21 protein-coding genes are annotated in these 23,127 nt (G+C 47.4%); 1 reads left to right on the forward strand and 20 read right to left on the reverse strand.

What is annotated here, in order from left to right; translation table 11 throughout:
• The 16 genes from MHH63_RS12805 to MHH63_RS12880 all read right to left on the reverse strand — a co-directional run bounded on the left by MHH63_RS12805 (position 1) and on the right by MHH63_RS12880 (position 17,216).
• Positions 1-1,605: a response regulator gene (locus MHH63_RS12805; RefSeq protein ID WP_341171624.1), complete on the reverse strand. Its 1,605-nt coding sequence runs from the start codon at positions 1,603-1,605 to the stop codon at positions 1-3.
• Positions 1,605-3,395 (reverse strand): cache domain-containing sensor histidine kinase, encoded by a 1,791-nt coding sequence (locus tag MHH63_RS12810; protein WP_076184638.1) that lies wholly within the window; start codon positions 3,393-3,395, stop codon positions 1,605-1,607. Before MHH63_RS12810 ends, MHH63_RS12805 begins: the two co-directional genes overlap by 1 nt.
• 102 nt (positions 3,396-3,497) lie before the next feature.
• The gene (locus MHH63_RS12815) at positions 3,498-5,183 is read right to left on the reverse strand and encodes a hypothetical protein (protein ID WP_076184637.1); all 1,686 of its coding nucleotides are present in this window, start codon (positions 5,181-5,183) and stop codon (positions 3,498-3,500) included.
• 30 nt (positions 5,184-5,213) lie between these two features.
• Positions 5,214-6,110, reverse strand: a complete 897-nt coding sequence (locus MHH63_RS12820; protein ID WP_076218970.1) for a carbohydrate ABC transporter permease — start codon at positions 6,108-6,110, stop codon at positions 5,214-5,216.
• 6 nt (positions 6,111-6,116) lie between these two features.
• Positions 6,117-7,010: an ABC transporter permease gene (locus MHH63_RS12825; RefSeq protein WP_081383282.1), complete on the reverse strand. Its 894-nt coding sequence runs from the start codon at positions 7,008-7,010 to the stop codon at positions 6,117-6,119.
• Positions 7,011-7,217: 207 nt separating this feature from the next.
• On the reverse strand, positions 7,218-8,564 hold the full coding sequence (locus MHH63_RS12830; RefSeq protein ID WP_076125544.1) for an LLM class flavin-dependent oxidoreductase: 1,347 nt from the start codon (positions 8,562-8,564) through the stop codon (positions 7,218-7,220).
• Positions 8,565-8,639: 75 nt separating this feature from the next.
• On the reverse strand, positions 8,640-9,119 hold the full coding sequence (locus MHH63_RS12835) for a DinB family protein (RefSeq protein ID WP_076184634.1): 480 nt from the start codon (positions 9,117-9,119) through the stop codon (positions 8,640-8,642).
• Positions 9,119-10,291: an N-methyl-L-tryptophan oxidase gene (gene solA / locus MHH63_RS12840; RefSeq protein WP_076309430.1), complete on the reverse strand. Its 1,173-nt coding sequence runs from the start codon at positions 10,289-10,291 to the stop codon at positions 9,119-9,121. The genes MHH63_RS12835 and solA overlap by 1 nt, the downstream gene beginning before the upstream one ends.
• Complete coding sequence (locus MHH63_RS12845; protein ID WP_076218973.1) at positions 10,288-11,469, reverse strand: amidohydrolase; 1,182 nt, start codon at positions 11,467-11,469, stop codon at positions 10,288-10,290. Before MHH63_RS12845 ends, solA begins: the two co-directional genes overlap by 4 nt.
• A 53-nt stretch (positions 11,470-11,522) precedes the next feature.
• Positions 11,523-12,539 carry an LLM class flavin-dependent oxidoreductase gene (locus MHH63_RS12850; protein WP_340393492.1) on the reverse strand — a complete coding sequence of 339 codons (1,017 nt, stop codon included), beginning with the start codon at positions 12,537-12,539 and terminating at the stop codon, positions 11,523-11,525.
• Between the two features lie 11 nt (positions 12,540-12,550).
• Positions 12,551-13,303, reverse strand: a complete 753-nt coding sequence (locus tag MHH63_RS12855) for an amino acid ABC transporter ATP-binding protein (RefSeq protein ID WP_076125552.1) — start codon at positions 13,301-13,303, stop codon at positions 12,551-12,553.
• Positions 13,300-14,010, reverse strand: coding sequence for an amino acid ABC transporter permease (locus tag MHH63_RS12860; RefSeq protein ID WP_076125553.1), 711 nt, complete (start codon positions 14,008-14,010; stop codon positions 13,300-13,302). Before MHH63_RS12860 ends, MHH63_RS12855 begins: the two co-directional genes overlap by 4 nt.
• Positions 14,007-14,792, reverse strand: a complete 786-nt coding sequence (locus tag MHH63_RS12865) for an amino acid ABC transporter permease (RefSeq protein WP_076125555.1) — start codon at positions 14,790-14,792, stop codon at positions 14,007-14,009. The genes MHH63_RS12860 and MHH63_RS12865 overlap by 4 nt, the downstream gene beginning before the upstream one ends.
• Before the next feature lie 33 nt (positions 14,793-14,825).
• Positions 14,826-15,683: a transporter substrate-binding domain-containing protein gene (locus MHH63_RS12870; RefSeq protein ID WP_076125557.1), complete on the reverse strand. Its 858-nt coding sequence runs from the start codon at positions 15,681-15,683 to the stop codon at positions 14,826-14,828.
• A 4-nt stretch (positions 15,684-15,687) separates the two neighbouring features.
• The gene (locus MHH63_RS12875; RefSeq protein WP_076125558.1) at positions 15,688-16,203 is read right to left on the reverse strand and encodes a GNAT family N-acetyltransferase; all 516 of its coding nucleotides are present in this window, start codon (positions 16,201-16,203) and stop codon (positions 15,688-15,690) included.
• A 119-nt stretch (positions 16,204-16,322) separates the two neighbouring features.
• A complete protein-coding gene (locus tag MHH63_RS12880) occupies positions 16,323-17,216 on the reverse strand; it encodes a LysR family transcriptional regulator (protein ID WP_076309429.1) in 894 nt (297 codons plus the stop codon).
• Between the two features lie 294 nt (positions 17,217-17,510).
• On the opposite strand from MHH63_RS12880, the gene MHH63_RS12885 reads away from it, so the two are divergent.
• Positions 17,511-18,050, forward strand: a complete 540-nt coding sequence (locus MHH63_RS12885) for a GNAT family N-acetyltransferase (protein WP_076309428.1) — start codon at positions 17,511-17,513, stop codon at positions 18,048-18,050.
• A gap of 104 nt (positions 18,051-18,154) precedes the next feature.
• Here MHH63_RS12885 and MHH63_RS12890 read toward each other — a convergent pair whose 3' ends face one another.
• The 4 genes from MHH63_RS12890 to MHH63_RS12905 all read right to left on the reverse strand — a co-directional run bounded on the left by MHH63_RS12890 (position 18,155) and on the right by MHH63_RS12905 (position 23,115).
• The gene (locus MHH63_RS12890) at positions 18,155-20,092 is read right to left on the reverse strand and encodes a hypothetical protein (protein WP_076184628.1); all 1,938 of its coding nucleotides are present in this window, start codon (positions 20,090-20,092) and stop codon (positions 18,155-18,157) included.
• Between the two features lie 213 nt (positions 20,093-20,305).
• Positions 20,306-21,322 carry a sugar kinase gene (locus tag MHH63_RS12895; RefSeq protein ID WP_076309427.1) on the reverse strand — a complete coding sequence of 339 codons (1,017 nt, stop codon included), beginning with the start codon at positions 21,320-21,322 and terminating at the stop codon, positions 20,306-20,308.
• Positions 21,315-22,070: a 2-dehydro-3-deoxy-phosphogluconate aldolase gene (gene dagF, locus MHH63_RS12900; protein ID WP_076276547.1), complete on the reverse strand. Its 756-nt coding sequence runs from the start codon at positions 22,068-22,070 to the stop codon at positions 21,315-21,317. The genes MHH63_RS12895 and dagF overlap by 8 nt, the downstream gene beginning before the upstream one ends.
• The gene (locus tag MHH63_RS12905; protein WP_438269084.1) at positions 22,063-23,115 is read right to left on the reverse strand and encodes a DgaE family pyridoxal phosphate-dependent ammonia lyase; all 1,053 of its coding nucleotides are present in this window, start codon (positions 23,113-23,115) and stop codon (positions 22,063-22,065) included. The genes dagF and MHH63_RS12905 overlap by 8 nt, the downstream gene beginning before the upstream one ends.
• Positions 23,116-23,127 lie beyond the last annotated feature (12 nt).

A 23,127-nucleotide genomic window follows, 5' to 3' on the forward strand; every position in this document is an offset into this window, starting at 1 on the left:
CTAATAATGATAATCTCTGAACTCCTGAGGTGTAGTGCCGGTTGTTTTCTTAAAAAGGAAGGCAAAATAAGCCGCGGTTTGAAAGCCCACCTGTTCGGCAACCTCGTAGACCTTAATATTGGGGTCACGAAGCAGTTCCTTGGCTTTGTTCATACGCGCTTCCTGCACGAAGTCGGAAATCGTGCGGCCCATTTCTTTTTTGAAGAGCACACTTAAATAGCTGTGATTCAAGTGAAACTGCTCAGCAAGCTGCTTTACAGTCATGTTCTCATGCAGATGCTCCTCCAGTTGGCGGGCGACCCGCTGGATAAGGTTATGCTGCTGAGCGACCTGCTCTCTTTGATTAAGCTTAGCATATTGCGCCAAATATTCCAGTACGACCTTCCTGACTTCATCTACGCCTGTACAGTCGATCAGCCGCTGCCACATGAGGATGTTCATCTCTGAATCCTTCTCATGTATACGCTTCAGTTTTCTGGCTAGTTCGCTAAGCAAACCCATTCCGAAAGCCTGCACATAGGAAAAGGATACAGGCTCTCGCGCAAGTAACACTTCGAAAGCATGATTGAAATAAGCGGAAGCTTTATCGCTCTCTCCTCTGTCCAGTAGCTTAACGATTTCCGGAATGTATTCTTCACGCAACCGGAAATCATGATATTCATTCATCAAGTTCCGGTCGAAATAAAGGATTTGTCCGTAGCCGGCCAGCCTGGCACCGGTCATCATATGCCTTACTTCCTTATACAGCAACGGTATTTCCGTCCAGAACAAACACTCTCTGCTGATTCCGACCGAGACGGAGGCTTTATACTGCTCTCTTAGGATATCTTGGATAAACGCAAGCTGCTTCTCAAGTCTTGCCCGCACCAATGGCGTTGCGTTCAGCACAATGACGGCCAGTTCATCCGCTCCTGTCTTCCCTATATAGGTACCGGAGAAACCAGATAGACCAGTCTTAACGCAGTTCAATAGCCCTTCGCTAAGCAGGATCCGATCCTTGGCATCATGCGGATTATCTAGGAACCTGCGGTCATATCCAAACAGGAATAAAGTTGCCTGCCATTCCCCATTAGGCAGATCCAGCAGGCGCCGCCAGGATTCGAGCAGCTCTTCACTGTGGATCCAGCCTTCAACCATATCTTTGACGAAACGTTCCTGCAGCACCTCATAGCTCTCTGTAACTTTCTCCCTAAGTACAGTGGTTTCCTGTTCAATCTGTTTTTTCTTCTCAACTACTTCTCTGAACGCAGCCAGTTTCATTTCGAGTTCTTCCGTCTTGATGGGCTTCAGAACGTAAGCCTTAGCTCCCAGATGTATAGCCTCCTGCACAAATTCAAACTCGTCATATCCACTGATCATCACAGTCTGTAAAGACTGGAGTGTCGGATAATCCGCTCTGCATCTGGTGAGCAGTTCGATCCCTGTCATACCGGGCATCGAGACGTCAGCGATCAGCACATCCACAGGAGTTTCTCCTAGAATCGTTAGTGCTTCTTCACCAGATAATGCAGTTAACGGTTCCTCATACCCCAGAGCTTTCCAGCCAATATGACGAAGAAGCCCTTGAATCTGCATAGGCTCGTCGTCGACAATTAATGCCCGCATTAAGCTCCATCCCCCTTTTTTATCTCAGGACTTTCCTTGCAAACAGGGATATCAATGGTTACACAAGTCCATTCGTCTTCTACACTTTCAATCTCAAAGCGGCCCTCTGTGCCAAAATACAATGCAAGACGTTCACGGATATTGTTCATCCCGAATCCGTTTTGCGTACCCGTGTAGCTGCCGGCACGGATCTGTTCCAGCTTCTCACTGCCAATCCCTTTTCCATTATCAAAAATCTGAAACTGCACCGTATTCTCCACTCGTTTGATCGTAATTTGTATAAAAGCATGAGTTCTAGTTGTGATGCCCCCGTGCAGATAACAGTTCTCGACCGTTGGCTGTAGGATCAGCTTAATGCTGTACAGGTCAAGAACGTCCGGCTCTACCAGCCACTCTACGGATACCTGACCGGGATAACGCAGCTGCTGAATTTCGATATACGCTTTCAGATGCTCAATTTCGTCACGGATCAGCGTCACATTAACCCGGTTATTGAGTGCCAGCCGATAGAATGTCGTCAGCGCATCTATGGTTCGGATTTGCAATTCGTCCTGCTGATCTAATGCCCGCCAACGGATCAGGCTTAACGAATTATAAATAAAATGAGGGTTAATCTGTGCCTGCAACGCCCTGAATGATTGCTCCCGCTCTTTGAGCATGGCCTCTGTATGTTCTTCGACCAGTTTTCTCAAACGGCCAGACATGGAATTGAACAATACCTCAAGCTCCCCCAGCTCATCGTTGTCACGGTTTCTCACTGTAACTTCGAAATAGCCCTGTGAGATATCTGTCATCCTGGTGCCCAGCTTGCGGATCCGCCAAATCACATTTTTAAGTACAATCATGATTAGAAAGATGGACAGCAGCAGGAAAAATGCAATACCTGCTCCGATATAGTACATAATCCGCGTAGACTGCTCCTCCAGTCGGTCAAGATGCACAAGTGCGGCAACCGTCCAGCCAGACTTAATCTCCTGAGTGATCAGCATCATCCCGCTTTTTGTTGCTGAGGTTTCCAACGAGTTGTTCCAGTACTGACCTAAGGAGGATGAGGATAACCGGCTGCCAATTTCAGAGGGCTCCGAGGATGCAATAATGCGTTCGTTGTCGTCAACGATATACAATTCTCCGGCCCCTTCAAAAGGATGTTCGAACGATTCCATGAAGACACCGTTATAGTTCAGTAACAGGTACACAATCCCGTAAACATCTCCATACGCGTTCAGAATTTTATGGGATACCACTAGCTTAGTCCTGTCGTCAGCTGCATTAGTCCATACCAGATTGTCTGTTGTGCGAAGCATTTTCGTATACCAATCCCGCTCTCGAATTCCCGAAAGGCTACGTTCTTCCGGCTTCCACAGAAGCCCTCCATCTTGCACTAGTGTATCGTTGGTATGATAGATTCGGAAATTCTCAATACCTGGCAAGTATTTGCTGGTGAGCAGAAAGGATCGGTCCACATAATTGACCGTACCCAATTGTTCATCGATATCCGCATAGTCCCTGGCTAATCTAGAGATCAGCTCACCATCCGTAGCCGTCCGGGTAGCCAGCAGATCATAGCTTTGCTTCCTGAATTCAATACTCTGCGCACTTTGCCGAACGGCTTCCCTGATCGTAAGCATATAATTGGCCCGCACCGTATGAAGCATCATATACCCTGCACCTGCAGCCAGCAGTACGGTGGGGAGAAATACAATTAGTCCGTAGAATAATACAATTTTACTCCTCAGGTTCATGGAACGGGTCATACGGATGATCCATTTCTCTATTTGTTGTTTAATCATAGATTCCCCCCATGAAGTGCAAAGGGAGCCCCCTCCAAGTGAGAGGTGCTCCATTAATTTTTTATCGTTTACGATCCGCGACTGAAAGAGCATCACGGTTGTCTATTGCAAGGCTGTTACTTCCTCCTTGTACGTATCCAGCCACTCCTGCTTGACTTCACTCCAGTGCCCACGCTTCTCTAGTGCTGCTTGGAAATCGCTCCAATTCTTTTCGAATTGCCCCTCGTCTTTGGCCATTAAAAGCTTGGCTCGATATTCCTTGCGGATATTTTCGATCTCCGGTGAATATTTCTCCCATGCGCCGCCCTGTTTCATCTGGAATAGATCATAAGGCTCTGCCACGCGGATCGTTCCCATTTTGCCGATAGCTTCAGTGAACTTAATGGTCTTAGCAGCTCCGGCTTTTCCTGCATCCTCTGTGTTCCACCATGGGTACCATTCATTGCTGTAAGAGGCAGTCATGTAAAGCTCAGGGGTGACTTTAGCTTTTTGTGCGGTGTCTCCGGAATTGCGGCTCGTCTTGTAGGTTTCGTCTGTGAATTTCCATTTGCCCAACGGTTGATCAATCCAATCCCAGTATAATCCCGCCGGTCCTTCATTAATGACCTGCTGCTGCTCGGGTTTTGGCTGCAAGGTATAATCGAAGAATTTCAGAATAGCTTCCAGATTTTTAGTTTTTTCACTAACATAGACATCATAGCCTGGATTCGGATTGGTAACCTGGTTAATTCCGACTTTCTCTACACCATCCACTTTAGGAAAAGGGATCGCTTCGTAAAACCACCCTGGCTCTGTTGGGCCGTCCAATGTCTCCCAGGCTGAGGCAGGAATGTTCCAGAAGCTGCCGACATTGAAGGCAATACGACCCGATTTGTTCTTTTCTGTATACTGTTCTCTTTTGCTGGTGACGACCTCTGGATCGATCAACTTCTCCTGGTACATCTTGTTCATCCATTGATAAGCTGCTTTATAATTGGGATCGTCGTAAGCGAATACAAAATCATCGCCGCGTTTGTCAACGCCATTACCTGCTGTAGTCACCCCGAATGCTGTCAAAATCGCGTTTTCATCGCTCCAGCCCAGATTATCACTAGTGTCCATCAGGAATGATAGAGGAATAAGCGATTTGCCGGAAGCATCCTTCTCTTCTGCAGCTTTCCGAAGGAAGGTCTCAACTCCTTCTAACGTTGCTAAGTCCTCTTTGGTCATACCTGTTTTCTCCAGCACATCACTTCTGACAATCCAGGCTTGAGATGCCCAGCCTGGCCACGGATCTTCCGGGTTTTGGTCAAACCAGGTAGGAATGGACCAGATATGACCCTCATTATCCTTCATAAGTTCCAGATACTGCTTTGGAATAGACGCCAGTCCTGGATATTTGTCAGGCATGTCGAAATACTGCTCTAGCGGCATAAGCTGTTTCGACCGGTTCATCGCGCTTTTGACCGTTTCGTTTCGGCTGAAGATAGCTGCATCTTCAAAGCCGCCTGTGTTTATCTTCAAATTAAGTGCAGTCATTGCGTCGCCTTGAGTGGTTTCCAGCTTCACATTTACTCCAGGCTCCTGTTCACGCCAATATTTCTGGACCAAACTATCATTATTGATGGTTGCCGTCCATCCAAGCCAGAGATTAAAGGAAGTCGAGCCACTGGCGGGCTGGTTACTTGACGTTTCATTGTCGCTTCCAGGCTTGTTCGCAGTATTCCCACCTGATCCGGAGCATCCGGCAATAGACATCAGTAAGGTTGCTGCAGCCAAAGCGGCTAGACCCGTTTTTTTGAATATCATTGATTTTTCCCCCTGTTCTATTATTGAAAATCAACCTTTTACTGACCCTACAAGAACTCCTTTCACAAAATATTTCTGCAGGAACGGATACACGCACAGGATGGGGATTGCACTCACCATAACGACTGCCATCTTAATCGACATCAGCGTAATGTTCTGCATTTGTGAGCTTCTCGCCAAAGCCTCCTGATTGGTATTCGAGCCAAGGACAGCGGATAAATCCTGTGCAGCGAGCAATTGCTGCAGGAAGGTCTGCACCGGAATCAGGTTCTGCTTCGTGACGAAGAAAGCACCGGCGAACCAGTCATTCCAGTGTCCCACTGCGGTAAACAATCCAAGTGCGGCAAGCATAGGTTGAGAGAGTGGAATAATAATCTGAATCAGAGTACGAACAGGACCGGCTCCATCTAGTTCAGCGGATTCTACCAGAGCTTCAGGGATTCCCTGTATAAACTTCAGCATGACAAACATGTTCCAGACCGAGAACAGCCCGGGGAAAATATACACCCAGAACGTGTTGATAAGCCCGAGATTATTAAGCTGAATATAGAAAGGAACCAGTCCTCCACTGAATAACATGGTTAAAAGAACATAGCCTAGTATCGTGCTTCTTAATGGAAGGCCGCGGTAGGACAAGCCAAAGGCCACCAGAAGTGTGACGATAAGTCCTGCGAATGTGCCAATGACTGTCCTAGCGATTGTAATTAGATAAGACTGGCGGATAATCTCATTTCCTAATACAATCTCATAATTAATTAATGTGAAATTCTTGGGCCATAGATACACGCCACCTTTGGCCGCACTTGCACCGTCATTCAGTGAGATGGCCAGCATGTACAGGAATGGATATAGTACAGACAAGCACAGACCGGCCAGTACTATGACGATGACGTATTGAGCTATTTTTTCACCTCTGCTGAGCTTCATATACCATCACCATAATCCTTCACCATTTATTTTTCTGGATAACTGATTAGTCGAAACAACCAATATCAAACTAATCACTGAGGATAACAATCCCACTGCGGTCGCCATCCCAAAATATCCCTGCTGCAATCCGTTGCGGATGATATACGTATCCAGTACATCCGCGACCCCTTGATTAGCAGAATTCATCAGCGGATAAATCTGATCCATCCCTACTGAAATCAGGCTTGGGATACTCAGAATTAGCACAATCGATATTGTCGGTAGAATACCCGGGAAGGTGATATGCCGAATCTGGGCTAGCTTTCCTGCACCCTCTACTTTGGCGGATTCATACAATTGCGGATCAATCGTTGTGATCGCAGCCAAATAGAGAATCGTGTTCCAGCCGGTCTCTTTCCACAAGCCGCTTAATATAACCATGGGCCGGAACCACTCCGTGGAACCTAGAAAAAATACAGGATCACCGCCTGCTTTCTCGATGAACTGATTAACCAGCCCACCATCCAATGTCAGAAAAGACTGCAGGATGTAAGCGACTACAATCCATGAGAAAAAATGTGGCAAATAGCTGACCGATTGCACGAATCGCTTAAATACAGGCCGGGTTACCTCGTTAATCACCAGTGCCAGTAGAATCGGTGCCGGGAATCCGAAGATGAACTTAAGCACAGATATATATAACGTATTTTTGACGACAGTTAAAAACTGGGGATCTTGCAGGAAAGAAAAGTTGTCTAATCCCACCCATGTGCTGTTCCAGATCGAGGTGCCAATCTGAAAGTCGCGGAAGGCGACCTGAATCCCTGCCATCGGAATATAGCTGAACAGAAATAGCAACAGCACTCCCGGAAGAATCATTAAATATTGCCATCGGTACTTGTAGAACTTAGCGTACAATTTACATCCCTCCTTGATATTTCTATCATAAGGTGCAGCGGGAACCCTGCCTATATAACAGTGATTGGTTATCTATTGCTCTGATTGGTTCTTTAAAGCGCTTACGTTGTTAGACAAGCTCCGCGCGCACGCAAATAAACGCAGCCTTAAACGGCTGCGTTACATTTTTTATGACGAAAGCTAATTATTCGATTCAAATTATTATTGTTAATGTACGGCTTTTTGCCCTACCGGTTGTGAAGCCTTGGAATAGCGGTTCTCTGGCAATGGAATACCGAGATTTCCACGCAGGGTGCTACTTTCGTATTCAGTGCGGAACAGGCCCCGCTCTTGCAGAATCGGCACTACCCGATCGACGAATTCCTCCAGTCCATTAGGAACAGCAGCTGCGATCATAAATCCGTCTGCTCCTCCACCCTCAAACCAGGTTTGAATCTGATCAGCCACTTGCTCAGGTGTGCCAATAAAGCTGCTGCGCGGGGTAGCGGATTGTAAGGCGACCTGTCTTAGTGTTAATCCTCTCTCCTTCGCGTCCTTTTTGATTTTATCCGTGCCGCTCTGAAAACTATTGCGCCCCAACTCACCAAGCTCAGGGAACGGTTCATCCAGCGGATATTGCGAGAAATCATGATGCTCGAAGAATCTGCCCAAATAGTTCAGTGCATTCTCAATCGTCACGAGACCAGCAACCTCCTGATATTTGCGCTCTGCTTCCTCTGATGTGTCGCCAATGATTGGTGCAATACCAGGAAAGATCAGCACCTCATTCGGATCCCGGCCAAATGAAGCTACCCTTGTCTTAACATCGCTATAGAATGCCTGGGCATCTTCTAGCGTTTCGTGGCCAGTGAAGATAGCATCCGCTTCCTTTGAGGCGTAATTTTTACCAACTTCTGAGGAACCTGCCTGAAACACTACTGGCTGCCCCTGCTTCGAACGAGCAATATTGAGCGGTCCTTTCACGGAGAAGAACTCTCCTTGATGGTCCAGGGTATGCATTTTTTGCGGATCGAAGAATACACCTGTTTCTTTGTCTCGAACAAACGCATCATCCTCCCAGGAATCCCATAATCCGCGGGTCACCTGCAAATATTCTGTAGCAATACGGTAACGCTTGCCATGGTCAGGATGCTCTGTTTTGCTATAATTCGAGGCAGAGCCTTCCAGCGGTGAAGTCACCACATTCCAGCCGGCCCGGCCACCGCTGATTACATCCAGTGAGCCGAATTGACGCGCGACGGTAAACGGTTCACTGTAGGAGGTGGACAGGGTACCAACCAGACCGATGTTGGTGCTGACGGCGGCGAGTGCGCTAAGAATGGTCAGCGGTTCAAACCGGTTAAGGAAATGCGGAATGGACTTTTCATTAATGTACAAACCGTCTGCGATGAAGATCAGATCCAGCTTGCCTTCTTCTGCCTTCTGTACCCACGCTTTGTATAATTCAAAGTTTACACTTGCATCCGGCTTAGCATCAGGATGGCGCCACATCGACGTGCTGCCTCCTACTCCATGCAGCAGTGCGCCTAGCTTCAGTTGTTTTGGTTTGGTCATGTTCATTCCTCCTAAAAGTTTTGTGAGCATACGATTCCCAGGTTTTACTTCATGCAAAACTAACTATGAAAGTATTCATTGCACGAACGATGCATTGGCTGCGCCCTGCTTGATTCGCTCAATCTGGCCAAGATGTCTCTCTACATGTGCGGTGAAGCTATGGACGATATCGGAAATTTTAACGTTTTCCCCCTTGAAGTTAACCCCGCTTTTCTCCCAATCCTCTGCGCTGAGTCGTTCAAACAATAGACTGTTATAATAAAGCAGGCTGCGGAACAACTCCAGACTATCGGAAGCACTACCACTATTGGCGTACTGGCCGCTGACCCAAGCGTCCTGATTGAAGACTGGCAGCTGCGCAGTTGTAGCAGCGAGAATATCACGGATACGGAACGAAACCACAATGCTGTGATCAGCTAGATGGGCTAAAACCTCAGTAATACTCCAACTCGTTGGTGCTGCCTTCCATTTCAGCTGTTCCTCTGATAACCCTGCGGTTGCATGCACCAGTTGGTTGTGCGTACTTAAAAAATTGCTAATTTGAACTTTGCTCATTAAATCCCCTCCAAAATAAGGCCTGCTTGCGAATGATCAGGTGTAAAACGTGATAACGCAAAAGGTTGAATGTTGTGGTTGGTAGCTCCACTTGTCGCCAAATCAGCAAGTATTTCACCTACAACACTAGAAAATTTAAAACCATGCCCTGAGAACCCTCCGGCTACCAGCACATTGGAGTGGAGCGGATGGCGGTCAATAATGAAATCTTCATCAGGTGTATGCTCATATTTGCATACAGAGCCTTTAAGTAATCGGCCAGCTGCACCCGGCATGTAAGTCTCCAGTACTCTTCGGAGGTCTTGCTCATCGCTGGCTTCACTGCCAAAGGGAGCAAGTAGTGTGCCTGGTTTCCATTCCAGCCCCGTATCGTGCCGGCCGATCTTCAGACCGGCTCCAGCAATGCTGGGAAAGCCATAATAGCCACCTTCCTCAGCTCCTAGCGTGAAGCCAGGGAAGTTACCGGCTGCAAAAGCAGGTGAGCTCTCAAACCAGCCCACAACTTTGCGGATCGCCTTGATTGGCAAATGCACAAAAGGCGCTAACGCACCAAACCAGGCTCCGGCACTAAGGATAGCTGACGCTCCGTGATAATCGCCGTTTGTTGTATGAACTGTTACACTGCTTTCGCGGGCGGTGATGTTTACTACCGAAGTGTTCGTCAACAGTTCCGCACCCTGTCCAAGGGCAAGCTGGCGGTAGGCGGTGATACAGCGCTCGCTGTACAAATACCCGGCATCCGGTTCATACATTGCTGCGAATGTTTCCGGAATGTTCAATCCCGGCCAGCGCCGCCGGATCTCTCCGGCATCCAGTTGCTGGACCGGCACCTTCCGTATCTTTGCTTCCGCGAGACGACCGCTAAAGGAATACACTGCACTATCTGCGAGATTCAATACACCCGAGCGGACAAGCAGTTCTATTCCGCTCAACTGCTCAGCTTCTTTCCATAAACGATCTGCCCGCAGAGCCAAATCAATGTAGGCGGGATCACCACTGTAAGCATGCCGGATCAGCCGCGTTTCCCCGTGATGGCTTCCCTGTGTATGTGGAGGATCAAAGGCATCAATTAGCAGTGTCTTCACTCCGCGCCTCGCAAGATAGTAACCGGCACTCATGCCCATCGAGCCTGCGCCGACGATAATTACATCGTAACTGTTATGTTCAGCTATAATTCTGCACCTCCATCGGGACTGTACTGCACTAGGGATCGTACAGCTACATCCGCAAGGAAACGTGCTGCCACAGGGAGTGCGCGTTCATCCAGATTGAAGGCCGGATGATGCCATTCCTGGCTTCCTTCAGTACCTACAAAAACGAACAGTCCGGGTACCACGCGCTGATAGAAGGCGAAATCCTCTCCAGCCAGAGAAAGCTCTGGCTGAATCGCTCGGTAGCCAAGAGCATCGACCGATTCACCTCCAAGCGCTGCTAGGGAGGGATCGTTGATAACCGGAGGTGGCCCTTCTATCCAGCGAACGGTAGCTTCTGCTCCAAGAGCCGCTGCTACACCGACCGCCACTTCCTGAAACCGGTCCAGCACTTTGCTGCGCACCGTTTCATCAAAGGTGCGGATCGTCCCTTCAAGCACCGCTTTTTCGGGGATAATGTTCCATGAATTGCCGCTGTGAATCTGCGTCACACTGACCACCGCACTCTGCAGCGGGCTGACATTGCGACTTACAATGGACTGGAATGCCGTCACAATATGCGAAGCCGCTACAATCGGGTCTATGCCAGCCTCCGGAACGGCAGCATGAGAACTGCCACCCTGCACTTCTATCACAAACCCGTCAGCTGCTGCCATTAAAGGACCACCCTTAATACCGATGGTTCCGACTGGCAGGTCTGGCTTGTTATGCAGCCCGATCACTGCCCGGACGTCTTCTAGTGCCCCGCTAGCAATGATTCGTTGTGCACCCTGCGCCTTCTCCTCGGCTGGTTGGAATAACAGGCGCACCGTTCCCTGTAATTGCTGCTCTCGCTGTTTCAATTGATAGGCGGCACCAATCAAGGCAGCCGTATGGAAATCATGCCCGCAGGCATGCATTTTGCCGGGATATAATGAAGCAAAGGATACTCCGCTTTCCTCCTGGATTGGCAAGGCATCAATATCTGCGCGCAGTGCGATGACCGAACCGGGCTTTTTGCCGCCAATCTCTGCGATCACGCCGGTAGACAGACCGTATTCTACGATCCTGACTCCTGCCCGCTCCAGCAGGGAAATAATATATTCTGTTGTGCCATATTCTTCATTGGACAGTTCCGGGTGCCGGTGCAGATGACGGCGTATCCCGATTAATTCTTCTTCAAGCGCTTCCGCACTCAACTCTTTAGCTTTACTTGTCATTTACAGTCACCCTCCTTTACACGATTTCCTGTGTGATACCGAGCCCGCCCGCTTTATGCCTCTGCAGCCACTTCAGCGATTGCTTCGCTCAGTAGCTCAAAGGATCGGAGCCGTTTGTCAAAGGGATGTACATTCGTCGTTATGATGAACTCCTCGACACCGGATGCCTCTGAAAGTTCCAACAACTGTTCACGGACAGATGATTTTGTTCCCTTGGTAATCTCCGGTTCCAGCTCTTCAATCGTGTAGGCTTCATTGCTCTGGCGGGCAAATTCCTCCGCCTGTTCCAAGGTCCCTACTGTCAGCTTCTTCCCGCTCGCCAGTTGAATCCGGATCAGCTTATGCGCACCTGCCAGTTCTTTCGCTCCCTCCTCAGTCTCAGCCACCACTAACGCTAAAGCGATAATCGCTTGCGGTTGTCTGCCCTGTGAAGAAGCGAAACCGCTGCGGTAAGCACGAATGGCATCCAGCGCTACCGCCTTATCGCTGTTAATAAACAGGGAGAATACGTACGGTAACCCCAGTTCAGCGGCAATTTCCGCGCTGCTTACACTCGCGCCAAGGACATACAACTCAGGAGGAATACCAGGAAGGGGACCTGCCTTCAACCCTGCCAGCGGATGGTTTTCTTCGAGGCGGTTATGTACATACTTTTCAAGCTCGATGATTTTGTCCGTCAGGTCTGGGGTTTCAGCTTTTCCCTGCTGTAGTGCCTGTGTGCTACGTGGGAGTCCACCGGGAGCACGTCCCACACCGAGATCCACTCGTCCAGGAGCCAGTGTAGACAGCACATTGAAGTTCTCCGCTACCTTATATGGGCTGTAATGCTGGAGCATGATGCCACCGGAGCCAATGCGGATTCGCTCTGTTTTAGCCAGAAGATGTGAGATAAGTACTTCCGGGGAAGAACCGGCTACCTGCTCGGAGTCATGATGCTCCGAAACCCAGAACCGGTGGAATCCAAGCTCTTCGGACAGTTGTGCCAGCTTGATCGTATGCTGGAATGCTTCCTCCGGCGTTTCTCCCGGATAGATCGGACTTTGATCAAGTACGCTGATTGTAATAGCCATTGTTTTGCCTCCTATATAGAATAGTTAAATTCAGGTGTAATCCGCTTCAGGAACTGCTTCGTTCTTTCTTCGCGCGGATGGTTAAACAGCTCTGCCGGAGTCCCTTCTTCAACAATGACGCCTCCGTCCATAAAAACCACATGATTCGCCACATCGCGAGCAAAGCCCATTTCATGAGTCACCACGATCATTGTGATGCCTTCCTTGGCAATTTTACGGATGACGGCCAGCACCTCACCCACTAACTCTGGGTCCAACGCCGATGTGGGTTCGTCGAACAATATAACCTCCGGCTCGAGCGCCAAGGCACGGGCAATGCCAACCCGCTGCTGCTGGCCTCCGGACAGCTGACTTGGATAGGCGTCCAGCTTGCTGCCAAGACCAACCTTTTCAAGTAGGGCGATACTCCGATTTTTCGCTTCGTCCTTCGGAAGCTTTTTGACAATCAGCAGTCCCTCCATCACGTTCTCCAGTGCGGTTTTATGGCGGAATAAATTGTACTGCTGGAACACCATTGCCGTTTTTTGCCGGAGCAGATGAATCTCCTTTTTGCGGGGATGTTTGCAGTTCACTTTGAAATCGCCGATGGCGATCTCTCCGCTGCTTGGCTTCTCCAGATAATTCACACAGCGTAAAAGTGTCGTTTTGCCTGAGCCGCTGGGACCGAGAATGACGACAACTTCACCCTTCGTCACCGTTAAATCTATATTGTTGAGCACCTGATTCCGACCAAATGACTTCGAAATTTGCGCAAGCTTGATCATGCTACTCCACCTCGATTGTACAGATTAATTCTTTTTTCAATCAGCGACGTCACGCGTTCGATTAGGAACGTAAGTCCCCAGAAAATCAGTGCTGCCGCCAGATAAGCCTCAAAAAACTTCCAGTTCGTTGAAGCTACAATTTGCGCCTTAGCATTGATATCCACCACCGAAACGGTAAAAGCAAGGGTAGATCCATGCAGCATACCGATTACCGAATTTGACAGATTAGGCAGACTCGCCGCCAGCGCCTGAGGAAAAACAATCCGCCGCAGTGCCTGGGGTGTGGTCATTCCGATAGAATGGGCCGCTTCCAGCTGACCGCGATCCACAGCAAGCAGACCGGAACGGACGACCTCGGACATATAGGCTCCCGCTGTAATCGAGAATGAAATATAGGCAAAACCGATCATCGGAATGGCTACCGACCTGAAGCTCCAGCCGAACTGCACTGCCAGACCATCGATTAACACGGGAAGCCCAAAATAGATAAGCAAAAGATGCGTCAGCATCGGTGTCCCGCGGATGAACGTAACATAACCGACAGCCAGCGGATACAGCAGTGGAATTCTGTATATCCGGATCAACGCTACAGCCACACCAATCACAAATCCAATGAGTACTGAGACAGCAGTAATAGATAAGGTCACAGGAATTGCACTTAAAATTTGCACCAGAGCAGTCCAGATAAAAGATGGGTCCAGCTTCATAATCCGCTACCTCCTTTACCCGGTCCAAGTTCAGCAATGATGCGGCGGTAGGACCAGCTTTTGTTGATTTTGAACGATTTTTTCTCCGGTGTATTCCGTTTCTCATGCCGCAGCAGCCGGCGTTCTGCTATAAGCAGCAGTTTCTCAATTGTAAAGCTGATGACCAGATAGATTAGCGCAAGCGCGATATACGTTTCAATAAAATGCTGAGTTAAGCTGCCTAGCGTCTGTGCTTTACCTGACATTTCCATCACCCCAAGAGTAAAGGCCAATGACGTATCTTTCAGTAGAGCAATCACCAGATTGGAGAATACCGGAACTGCGATTCCGAGCGCCTGCGGCAGCACGATTCGCGTAAAGGCTTGAAACCCCGTCATCCCTGTAGCATAAGCAGCCTCTACCTGCCCCTTATCCACCGCCATTACAGAAGCCCGGATCATTTCGGACATGTATGCTCCCGTATGCAGCCCGTAAGTAAGAATCACAAAAACAAGCACCGGAGTCCGGGTCATATCGACATGAACCAGCTTCATAATTTCGGGCAGACCATAATAAAACAAGAAGAGCTGGATAAGAATCGGAGTTCCCCGAAAAAAAGAAATATAGATTTCGGAGATGGTTTTTAACACAGGCACTTTATAAAGTCTTGGCAGAGCTACGAGAAAGCCGACAAGAATTCCTGTCAGTAGAGAACAGGCGACAATCAGAAGCGTGGTGCTTAAAGTCCCTAGTAACTTAGGCAAAAACGAAAATACAAAGCTGATATCAAACTGTGCGCCCATATATTCCCCCCCTTCCCGTGCTCACCGGCTCAATCATTTCACCGAATCCGCTGTAACATCCGCACCCAACCATTCCGTACTAAGCTTGCCTAGTGTGCCGTCTGTCTTCAGCTCTTTAATCGCACTGTCAATCGCATCTGACAGCTTTTGTGAATCGGCATCATCCTTACGGAAAACATAGAGAATATCCGCGGATGACAGCTCGTCACCCGTAGCTTTTAGCTGACTCTGCGGATCAATGATCGGCAGGACAAAATCTGCAGCCAGCGTAGCGTCCACACGCCCAGTACTAATCTGTGCGACGGTATCATTCGCTGCACCATTCTGATACACGATATCAATCGCATTGTCATTCTCTTTATTGTAGTTCTCGAGTATTTGTGCTTGTGCACTCGTTGCACCTACAAGTACCTTTTTCCCTTTGAGATCATCAAGCGATTGGATTGAATTATTATCCTTTGCCACTACAATGCGGTTTCTCCAGTGGGCATAGGCTTCTTTGTTAAAAGAGTACTTCAGCTCCCGTTCCGGATTTTTCTCCATGACATGGGCGACCAAATCGATTTTTTTGGTTTCCAGGCTCAGCAGCAGATTGCTGAAATCCATGGTTTGAAATTCGAATTCATATTCTGGCAGCTGCTTATCGATTTCTTTGAGCAGTTCCACATCAAATCCGGTGAGTTTGCCGTTCTCATCTATGAAGCAGACTTTCGGAAAAGCAGTACCCGTGCCCACAATGATCTTAGTTACCTTTGCCGAATCCTTTGCCGGTGCCGCAGCTTCTGCTGCATTTCCATTCTGATTGCTGCTAGCGCTGTTACTGTTGTTTCCGCAGCCGGCAATCGCCAGTGTCAATACCGATGCAAATACTAGTGAAATGGACTTTTTCATTGTTTTATCCCCTTTGAATGAACTGTGGTTTGTCTGTAAGTGTTTTTTTCATCAGATACATAATGCCGTCACCGTTCTGCTGATCCAGTTCTAAAAACCGTTCGTACCCCCGGCGTTCATACATTTGAACCAACCACGGATGTTTCTTCGCCGTTGCCAGCGTGACTGCAGCCGAACGTAACTGTCCAGCAATAATGTTCTCTTCAACCCAATCCAAAAGTTTTCCACCATAACCTTTGTTACTGTAATCTGGATGAGCAGCAAACCATTTGATAAAAGGCAGTGGGCTAATCTTCTTAATCTCTTCTTCCTTTGAAAGGGTTATGGTTGCAACTATCGTTCCGTCAACTTCAAGCACATAACACTCATTCGTAGCTATATTGTCTTCAATAAGCGCCAAGTCGGCTGTGGCCGCCGGCCAATGCAGCCCGAGTTCACGAATCAGCTGATAGGCACGATATGTAACATCTAGCAATTGCTCCGCATCCTTCAGTTCTGCTAGCCTGAATACCTCACTCATCACATGCCCTCCAGCCTTTCGGAAATTAATTTAATAATCCCTATCGAAATAGTCGTGATTATATGCAATTAACTTTATCACTGCATGTGTCCACGCGCTAATAGAGTTTTTTAATACATCTATACAATTAGTCGATCTCCCACTTTACCAATCCCCAGTTCAAGCAAGGTTTCGATGAATTCTGCGTTCTCTCCATTCAGTGAAATCAGGCTGGTTCGCAAGGAGATGCCTTCCGTCTCCGCAATATCCACCCGGATCAGCGACCCCGTCGCCACTTCCTCTTGCACACTGAGGGCGGGAAGGAAACAGATGCCTGCTTTTTTCAATACCAGCTTTTTGGCTGTCTCCAGGTTATCTACCTGATATTCAATCTTCGGTGGCTGTTCCATACTCTCAAATACACGATGCAGCCGCATCCAATCCAAAGATCCGCATTCAAAAAAAACCAACGTCTCCTGGCGGATATCCTCCAGTGAAGCCCGCTGTGCTTTAGCAAAGCGGTGTCCCTCATGTACATACAGTGAGATGGGGTCCTCGCAGAATGGAAAGGTTTGAATTGCCGGATTTACGACCTTACGGATAAAAGCCAAATCAAGCTCTTTCGATTTTAACTTTTCAGTCAATACTTCCGTAGAAGCTGTCATAAGCTTGATTGTGATATGAGGATATCTGCGCTTTAAATGAAGCATCAGATGGGGCATTAAATAATTGGAAACCGAGACCGTACTGCCGATTCTCAGTTCATTTGGAATGTGCCCCTTAGCCTGAACCTGATATTTACCGTTCTGATAAATCTGAAGAATCTGCTGCGCATAGGGTAGAAACTGTTTACCTTTATCCGTCAGGTTAATCTGCTTCCCCAACCGATCAAACACTTTGCAATCCAGTTCCCTTTCTAGCGATTGGATCCGGGCCGTTACTGTCGGCTGTGAGATATATAGGACTTCGGCCGCTTTATTGAAGCTTCCATAATGATTGATGTAGACAAAGGCCTCAATATTTTCAATGTTCATCCCTAATCCCCCTATGCTTTTATTAATTTTACTATTCCGATGAAAAAACAATGAATTATAGCGATGCTTTCCTATAGATTTTGTTTATATCTTAGTCATCGCCCTATTTTTTGTCAACAATTAATTCCGTGTAAATCAATCGGATTTTGAATCAAACGTTATGTTTATTTCATATAGAACTTTTCTATTCCTATATCAGAATTATAAAACACCTCTTATTCCACTGGGAATTATCATATATAATAATTTCATTCGAATGAACATTACATTTGTCTGAAAGGGGATAGCGAAAACATGTCACAAAAGATCATTATCCGTGAAGCTGAGAATAAAGATCGTAATGCTATCGCCGAAGTGCTGTTAGATGCATACCACCAATATTCGGAGATCATGCCTGAGCCGTTGTGGCTGGAGTATCGGAAATCGCTTCTTGATTCCGTTCATGGTGATACCCCGCTCGTACGGATCATCGCTGAAATCGACAAGAAAATCGTTGGTAGCGCACTCTTGTTCAGCTCCTCGGAAACGGCTTACGGGAAACCGGAGCTCGGGATTCACTCCCCGATCCTACGTCTGCTAGCCGTATCTCCATCCGCTCGTGGTCTTGGCGTTGCAACCCTTCTGATTCGCGATGCTGCACGGAGATCACTACAGTTGGGTGCCACCACCTTGAACCTGCACACCTCGGAAATGATGTCTTCAGCCATCAAACTGTACCAGCGCTTAGGCTTTAATCGTGCATATGAGACCGATCTTATGAACGGTGACACTCTAGTACAAGGCTTCCGGCTAGACCTGCTGTCCTCCGTCCGTTCTACAGCGGGACAAATATAGAATTCGAGAATTCTTAAATATTTGTCTTTTAAATATAAAAAGAAGCCTCGGAAAGCTTCCCCAATGATCTTGTGTGATCGTTACGGTGAACTCCCGAGGCTTATTTATTTTTCTTTTTTATAAGTGATTTCTTTAAAACTCACAGTGATTTCCCCCGTATTATCGGCATCGCCCATTCGAAGATCTGTAGTAACGATAGCACGGGAAGGGATGGACGAAAAGCTTGCCCCCTTCTGCTTCTTTTTTACATCATAGAGATAATAAGAAACATCCTTAACATTAAGCCCTACATTATCCTTGTGTATAAGTTCTACAGTATAGGATTTTATCACGGCTACATTAGCGTCCATCCACCCCACAACTTCAATAGCTGTATCTTCATGGTTGCCTTCAGTCTTAATGGAGCCGATGGAATGACCATCCTGATTATAAAAATTAATTTTTTGTGCAGCTATTTTCAGATAATCGATATCGATGTCAAGAATTCGGTTTTCGTTGATCTCTGCTGAATCCATCCAGGCAATCGTGCCCGCGGGGTTCCACTTTATTTTCTCAGAAGGTACATATTGCTCTTGTGGTAACGGAACAGTACGAAGAGAAACTCCTTTATTATCGTAAAAGGTTAATTCGCCGCTCTCATCATCATGTACAAATCTTTTAAAAGTTGGTGAGAGGAACAGGGATGGCGCCCCGGTCGTCGAATGTGGGATTACGCGATATTTCAGAAGATGGACATCGTCCTTTCCCGTTTTCAGATCAAAGATCCATACATTGCCGAGATAACTCTGCATAAACAATTTTTGCTCATCAGCTTTCCATTGAAATTTATAAATGTAATCATAATCATCAGAAAGCGGCCAGAAGTTTTCCCGAAGTCGTTCAATCTTTCCTGTAAGAACATTATATGAGGACAAATGATATTGCCCAGCTTTTTTCGTCACATCCGATTCCAGAAATAATAGATGATCCTCATCCAGCGGGATTAGCATATTATAGTTGCTCATAAAAGCATTATTCCATAGATTATTGGAATCGTTGAGCTCGTCACTCCATTTCACCTTTACCTCATCCGTAGCAGGATCATGGGCTAATAAAGCGTTGACAGCATTATGGTCGCCATAGAAAAGATGAATGGTATGATAAGAGATCCCTTGCAGTTCAACTACTGCTCCACCGTTTAACAGATAGTTATTTTCGGATAGGCCAACCGGTTTGGCCACCAGATCTCCAATAGAGTTCCGTTCTGTATTAAACTCCAAACCATTAAATTTTGCTTCCGAGAACAGAATCTTCTTTAACTCGGCAGTTGATTCCTTAGTAAGTGTGTAGCCTGTATCCGTTTTGTTCACATTCATTAACATGCCTTGCTCGCTTGTCTCGTTAATCCATAAATGAAAGGCATATTTATTATTATCTGAAATTAGAACGATATCGTAGTTAGGCGTTGCGGTATTTAAATTCCCTGGTATTTGTTCAGCAGTACGGATGGCTCGGACGAAAGTATCTATGGTTTCATGATCTGTGTATTCATCCTTTATGTTAGCATTCACTGAACCATGTGCTAGAGCGTTTGCTAATGTGATTCGCTTGATGGTCTCATCTAATTTTAGATTATCTGATTCTACTTGTTGTTCAGTTGATTGAAATAAGGTAAGCAAAGCAGCCTTATCCGTTTCAGATAACTTGTAATGCCCATTTACTCCTGATTTGGTGAAAAGACCATTATTATTGCCCATAATCCAGAATGAGAATTTTTCGTTTTCTTTACTCTTCAATTCAACAGTAACCTCATAATCAGGTGCTGCAATATCAAGCTTCGCGTTGTCATACTCAGCAGTATGTATAGCTTTATTGAAACGTTCTATTAGCTTTTGGTCCGTTATGGTTATTAATCCGCCGCTATCATTATGGATTGTAATGGAGTCCACAGAACTCAGATCGATTAGCTTTTTATTCGCTTTATCTTTACTCCCTGTATTGGCACATCCAACAAAGATTATTGAAATAACTGCTAAAAGGGCTAGTAGATTTAACTTTTTCATATAGGCTCCCCCTTCTTATTCTCTCTTCTTTGACGCCGGATAGAGGATAAAGTTGCAAAAAATGAGATTTTACACCTATTTAAAAAGATCTAATTAAGCCAAATCTAGCCTGTAACCATTGGATCTGATTCTTGGCCTGAACAAAAGTACAGTGTTTGTAGCGATAAAAAAAGCCACCGCACAGGCCTGTTCTCCTGTAAGGCAGCTTCTTCTTTATCTCATTATATCTTTTACAGCACCCGTCAGTACACCAATAACTTCTTGCTCGGAGGCCAGCGGAGAGTCTCCTTCTACTGTGTGGGCTAGCATTCCGGCCGCGGCCGCAAAGGCTACAGTATGCTGAGGATCAAAACCTTCCAGCTCACCATGAATTATACCACTGGCATAAGCATCTCCAGCCCCGACTCTATCAAGCACCGGAAAGCTTAAGGTCTCGGAATATGCGAAGCGACCGGATTTGAAGATATAACCGCGCAATGAATGGCGGTTATCATCATGGATGGACCGATGCGTTCCTGCTACCGTACTTAGACTGTAGCGTGAAGCTACTGTGGGAATCAGCTCCTGAAGTTGTTCTTCTCTTGAAGTTCCTTCGGGCTTCATACCAAGGATTAGCATTGCGTCTTTTTCATTCATCAGCACGATGTCGGCCAAATGCAGCATGTCTTCGTAATGGGAGCGCGCCAGCTCATAGCCTCTCTCCCCCCAGAGCGATGGGCGGTAATTGCAGTCAAAAACGACTAGACCACCGTGTTGCTTAACCGTTTTTGCATAAGTTTTCATCGCTTTTCGCACATCATCGTTCATTGCCAGTGTTATCCCGCAGAAATGAACAGCATCCGCGAGGTCTGCCAGCTCTGCGAATGGATAAGTACCCGGAGGAGCAGTATTGAAGCTGCTCTCCGGGCGACCGGAATAAGTCACTCGGGAGGGGCGAGCCCCGAATCCGTTTTCAAGAAAGTACATCCCTATACTTGAGCCCCCGCGTTGGATATGCTCCGGCTGGATGCCCAGTCGCCGAAGATAGGCTGTTGCTGCGTCACCAATAGGATTCGCAGGCAGTCTGGACACCAAAGTCCCCCGATGTCCGTATCGGGACAATGCGGACAGTACATTGACTCCGGTGCCGGAGAACGAATACTTCAGCAGGTTACCCTGAGATAACAGTTCAAAGCCCGGTACCTGTAGCCGCATCATTATTTCACCAAAAGCGGCGATATGTTTAGGCATATTGATCCGCCAGCTTTTTCATCGTCCGATACAGCTGTTGTATGTCCGCCACTCTCGTTGCTCCGCTCTGCGGATCGATGATCGATGTATAGACATGGGGAATCACCTGCGGCACTCCTGCTTCCAATATAATGGACAAGATCTCTTCAAAGTTGTCCAGATCGATACCGCCGGTCGGCTCCAGCGCAAAACCCTCTTCCGCACAGGCTTTGGCCACAGCGATTAGCTCCGCTTTACGACTCAGCCCCTGCATCGGAAAATACTTTAAAGCATTTCCGCCCATATCCCGAACCAATGCAATGGCTGCATTTACGGGAATTACAGCGGGTACAGATTGTGCCGCACTGGCCGGGCCGGTGGAGATATTCACAAAACCAGGTTGTCCCGTTGGTGCGATCATGCTGTTAATCCAACTATCTTTCGCTCCAAGGTTAGCACGGGTCGCACCAACTGCTGGGAATACCTGATTAATGTGGCTGCCAGCATAGGATTTGACAATCTCTGCAACAACAGCAGCTTGCCGATTATCACCCGCGCCTAGTCCTATTGATACCGCACCATCAATTTCCCGCCCATATGCCTCCATCGCCTGCACAGCTTCTTCTACCGTTGCATAGTCTTTGGACAATACACCGACCAGTACATAACCTTCGGCAGCAGCAAATACCTCTTTGGCATTTTCTATATCCTTAGCCAATACGTTTAAGGCCACCCGACCTTTATAGAACCGCTTGTTAATTTCAGACATTGCTTGCCCCTCCTGTCAATTCCCTTATCCTCGCTGTAATCATTTCTATGTCATCACCCATTAGCGGACGCGGGTCAATATCAAAATAACCTTGCCTTACCCCATAGTCTCTAGTGTAAATAGCCACTTCACCTTGTTGAAGCTGCTGGGATAGCTCAAGTGCTGTTATTGCGCACTGATTCGGGTCCACATGGATGCGTCCACGGTAAATCGCCCGGCCTGCTTCATCCTGCACGATAGTTACCCGAATTCCGGGAAGCCCATCGAGCGGCATCAGCAATTGGAGCGTAGCTTTTTCCTTTTCGCTTGTATCCTGTTTGTGAGCATATTCATCCAACGCTTGCATCAGGCCGAAGGATGTTTCCTTACCAACCTTCATGCTGCGTCCAATGCCGTGAAGCTGCACTTTCAGCCATTCAATATAAAGACGTTTTCCCGCCACAAGTCCGGATGTTGGACCTTCTATGGCTTTGGAGCCACTATAAATGACCAGATCGGATATTTGCACGTATTTCTGCAGATCCTCTTCCGCTGCAGCATCTACAATAAGCGGGACGTTATGCGTTTGGGCCACAGCCCAAGCTTCCTCTACAGAGATCATATTCTTCTGAACGGCATGATGAGATTTGACATACAAGATAGCCGCAGTCTGATCCGAGATCGCAGCAGCCAAATGCTCCGCCCGTCCTTCATTGGCATAACCTGCTTCCACTACTTTACCACCGCCGAGATAAACCATGGTTTCCACTGGTGCACCGTATTGTACGTTATGACCTTTTAGCATTACAATTTCATTTCTAACAATGCTATCCTGATGGAGCCGCAGACTTGTACGAATATTACCGCGGGTTACCAGCGCCGCCACGGATAAAGCAATTCCACTGGAAGCCGAGTTCACGATCACCGCTGCTTCAGAACTTGTATGACGTGCAACATAATCCCCCGCTTTATCCACCAAATCGGCGATTTCCACATAACTCTGTCCGCCTTGACGCATAGCTTCCATCACCGTATCGGTCGGTGCCGATACCCCGAGGATGCTCATCCGGCCGCTTGC

This window comes from Paenibacillus sp. FSL H3-0310 (genome assembly GCF_038002785.1).
GTDB lineage: Bacteria > Bacillota > Bacilli > Paenibacillales > Paenibacillaceae > Paenibacillus_AQ > Paenibacillus_AQ odorifer.

Bases quoted from the DNA above. Each gene is read 5' to 3' on its own strand.
- MHH63_RS12805 (WP_341171624.1), bottom strand. From the start codon at position 1,605: ATGCGGGCATTAATTGTCGACGACGAGCCTATGCAGATTCAAGGGCTT.
- MHH63_RS12810 (WP_076184638.1), bottom strand. From the start codon at position 3,395: ATGATTAAACAACAAATAGAGAAATGGATCATCCGTATGACCCGTTCC.
- MHH63_RS12815 (WP_076184637.1), bottom strand. From the start codon at position 5,183: ATGATATTCAAAAAAACGGGTCTAGCCGCTTTGGCTGCAGCAACCTTA.
- MHH63_RS12820 (WP_076218970.1), bottom strand. From the start codon at position 6,110: ATGAAGCTCAGCAGAGGTGAAAAAATAGCTCAATACGTCATCGTCATA.
- MHH63_RS12830 (WP_076125544.1), bottom strand. From the start codon at position 8,564: ATGACCAAACCAAAACAACTGAAGCTAGGCGCACTGCTGCATGGAGTA.
- MHH63_RS12835 (WP_076184634.1), bottom strand. From the start codon at position 9,119: ATGAGCAAAGTTCAAATTAGCAATTTTTTAAGTACGCACAACCAACTG.
- MHH63_RS12845 (WP_076218973.1), bottom strand. From the start codon at position 11,469: ATGACAAGTAAAGCTAAAGAGTTGAGTGCGGAAGCGCTTGAAGAAGAA.
- MHH63_RS12850 (WP_340393492.1), bottom strand. From the start codon at position 12,539: ATGGCTATTACAATCAGCGTACTTGATCAAAGTCCGATCTATCCGGGA.
- MHH63_RS12855 (WP_076125552.1), bottom strand. From the start codon at position 13,303: ATGATCAAGCTTGCGCAAATTTCGAAGTCATTTGGTCGGAATCAGGTG.
- MHH63_RS12860 (WP_076125553.1), bottom strand. From the start codon at position 14,010: ATGAAGCTGGACCCATCTTTTATCTGGACTGCTCTGGTGCAAATTTTA.
- MHH63_RS12865 (WP_076125555.1), bottom strand. From the start codon at position 14,792: ATGGGCGCACAGTTTGATATCAGCTTTGTATTTTCGTTTTTGCCTAAG.
- MHH63_RS12870 (WP_076125557.1), bottom strand. From the start codon at position 15,683: ATGAAAAAGTCCATTTCACTAGTATTTGCATCGGTATTGACACTGGCG.
- MHH63_RS12875 (WP_076125558.1), bottom strand. From the start codon at position 16,203: ATGAGTGAGGTATTCAGGCTAGCAGAACTGAAGGATGCGGAGCAATTG.
- MHH63_RS12880 (WP_076309429.1), bottom strand. From the start codon at position 17,216: ATGAACATTGAAAATATTGAGGCCTTTGTCTACATCAATCATTATGGA.
- MHH63_RS12885 (WP_076309428.1), top strand. From the start codon at position 17,511: ATGTCACAAAAGATCATTATCCGTGAAGCTGAGAATAAAGATCGTAAT.
- MHH63_RS12890 (WP_076184628.1), bottom strand. From the start codon at position 20,092: ATGAAAAAGTTAAATCTACTAGCCCTTTTAGCAGTTATTTCAATAATC.
- MHH63_RS12895 (WP_076309427.1), bottom strand. From the start codon at position 21,322: ATGCCTAAACATATCGCCGCTTTTGGTGAAATAATGATGCGGCTACAG.
- dagF (WP_076276547.1), bottom strand. From the start codon at position 22,070: ATGTCTGAAATTAACAAGCGGTTCTATAAAGGTCGGGTGGCCTTAAAC.
- MHH63_RS12905 (WP_438269084.1), bottom strand. From the start codon at position 23,115: ATGAGCATCCTCGGGGTATCGGCACCGACCGATACGGTGATGGAAGCT.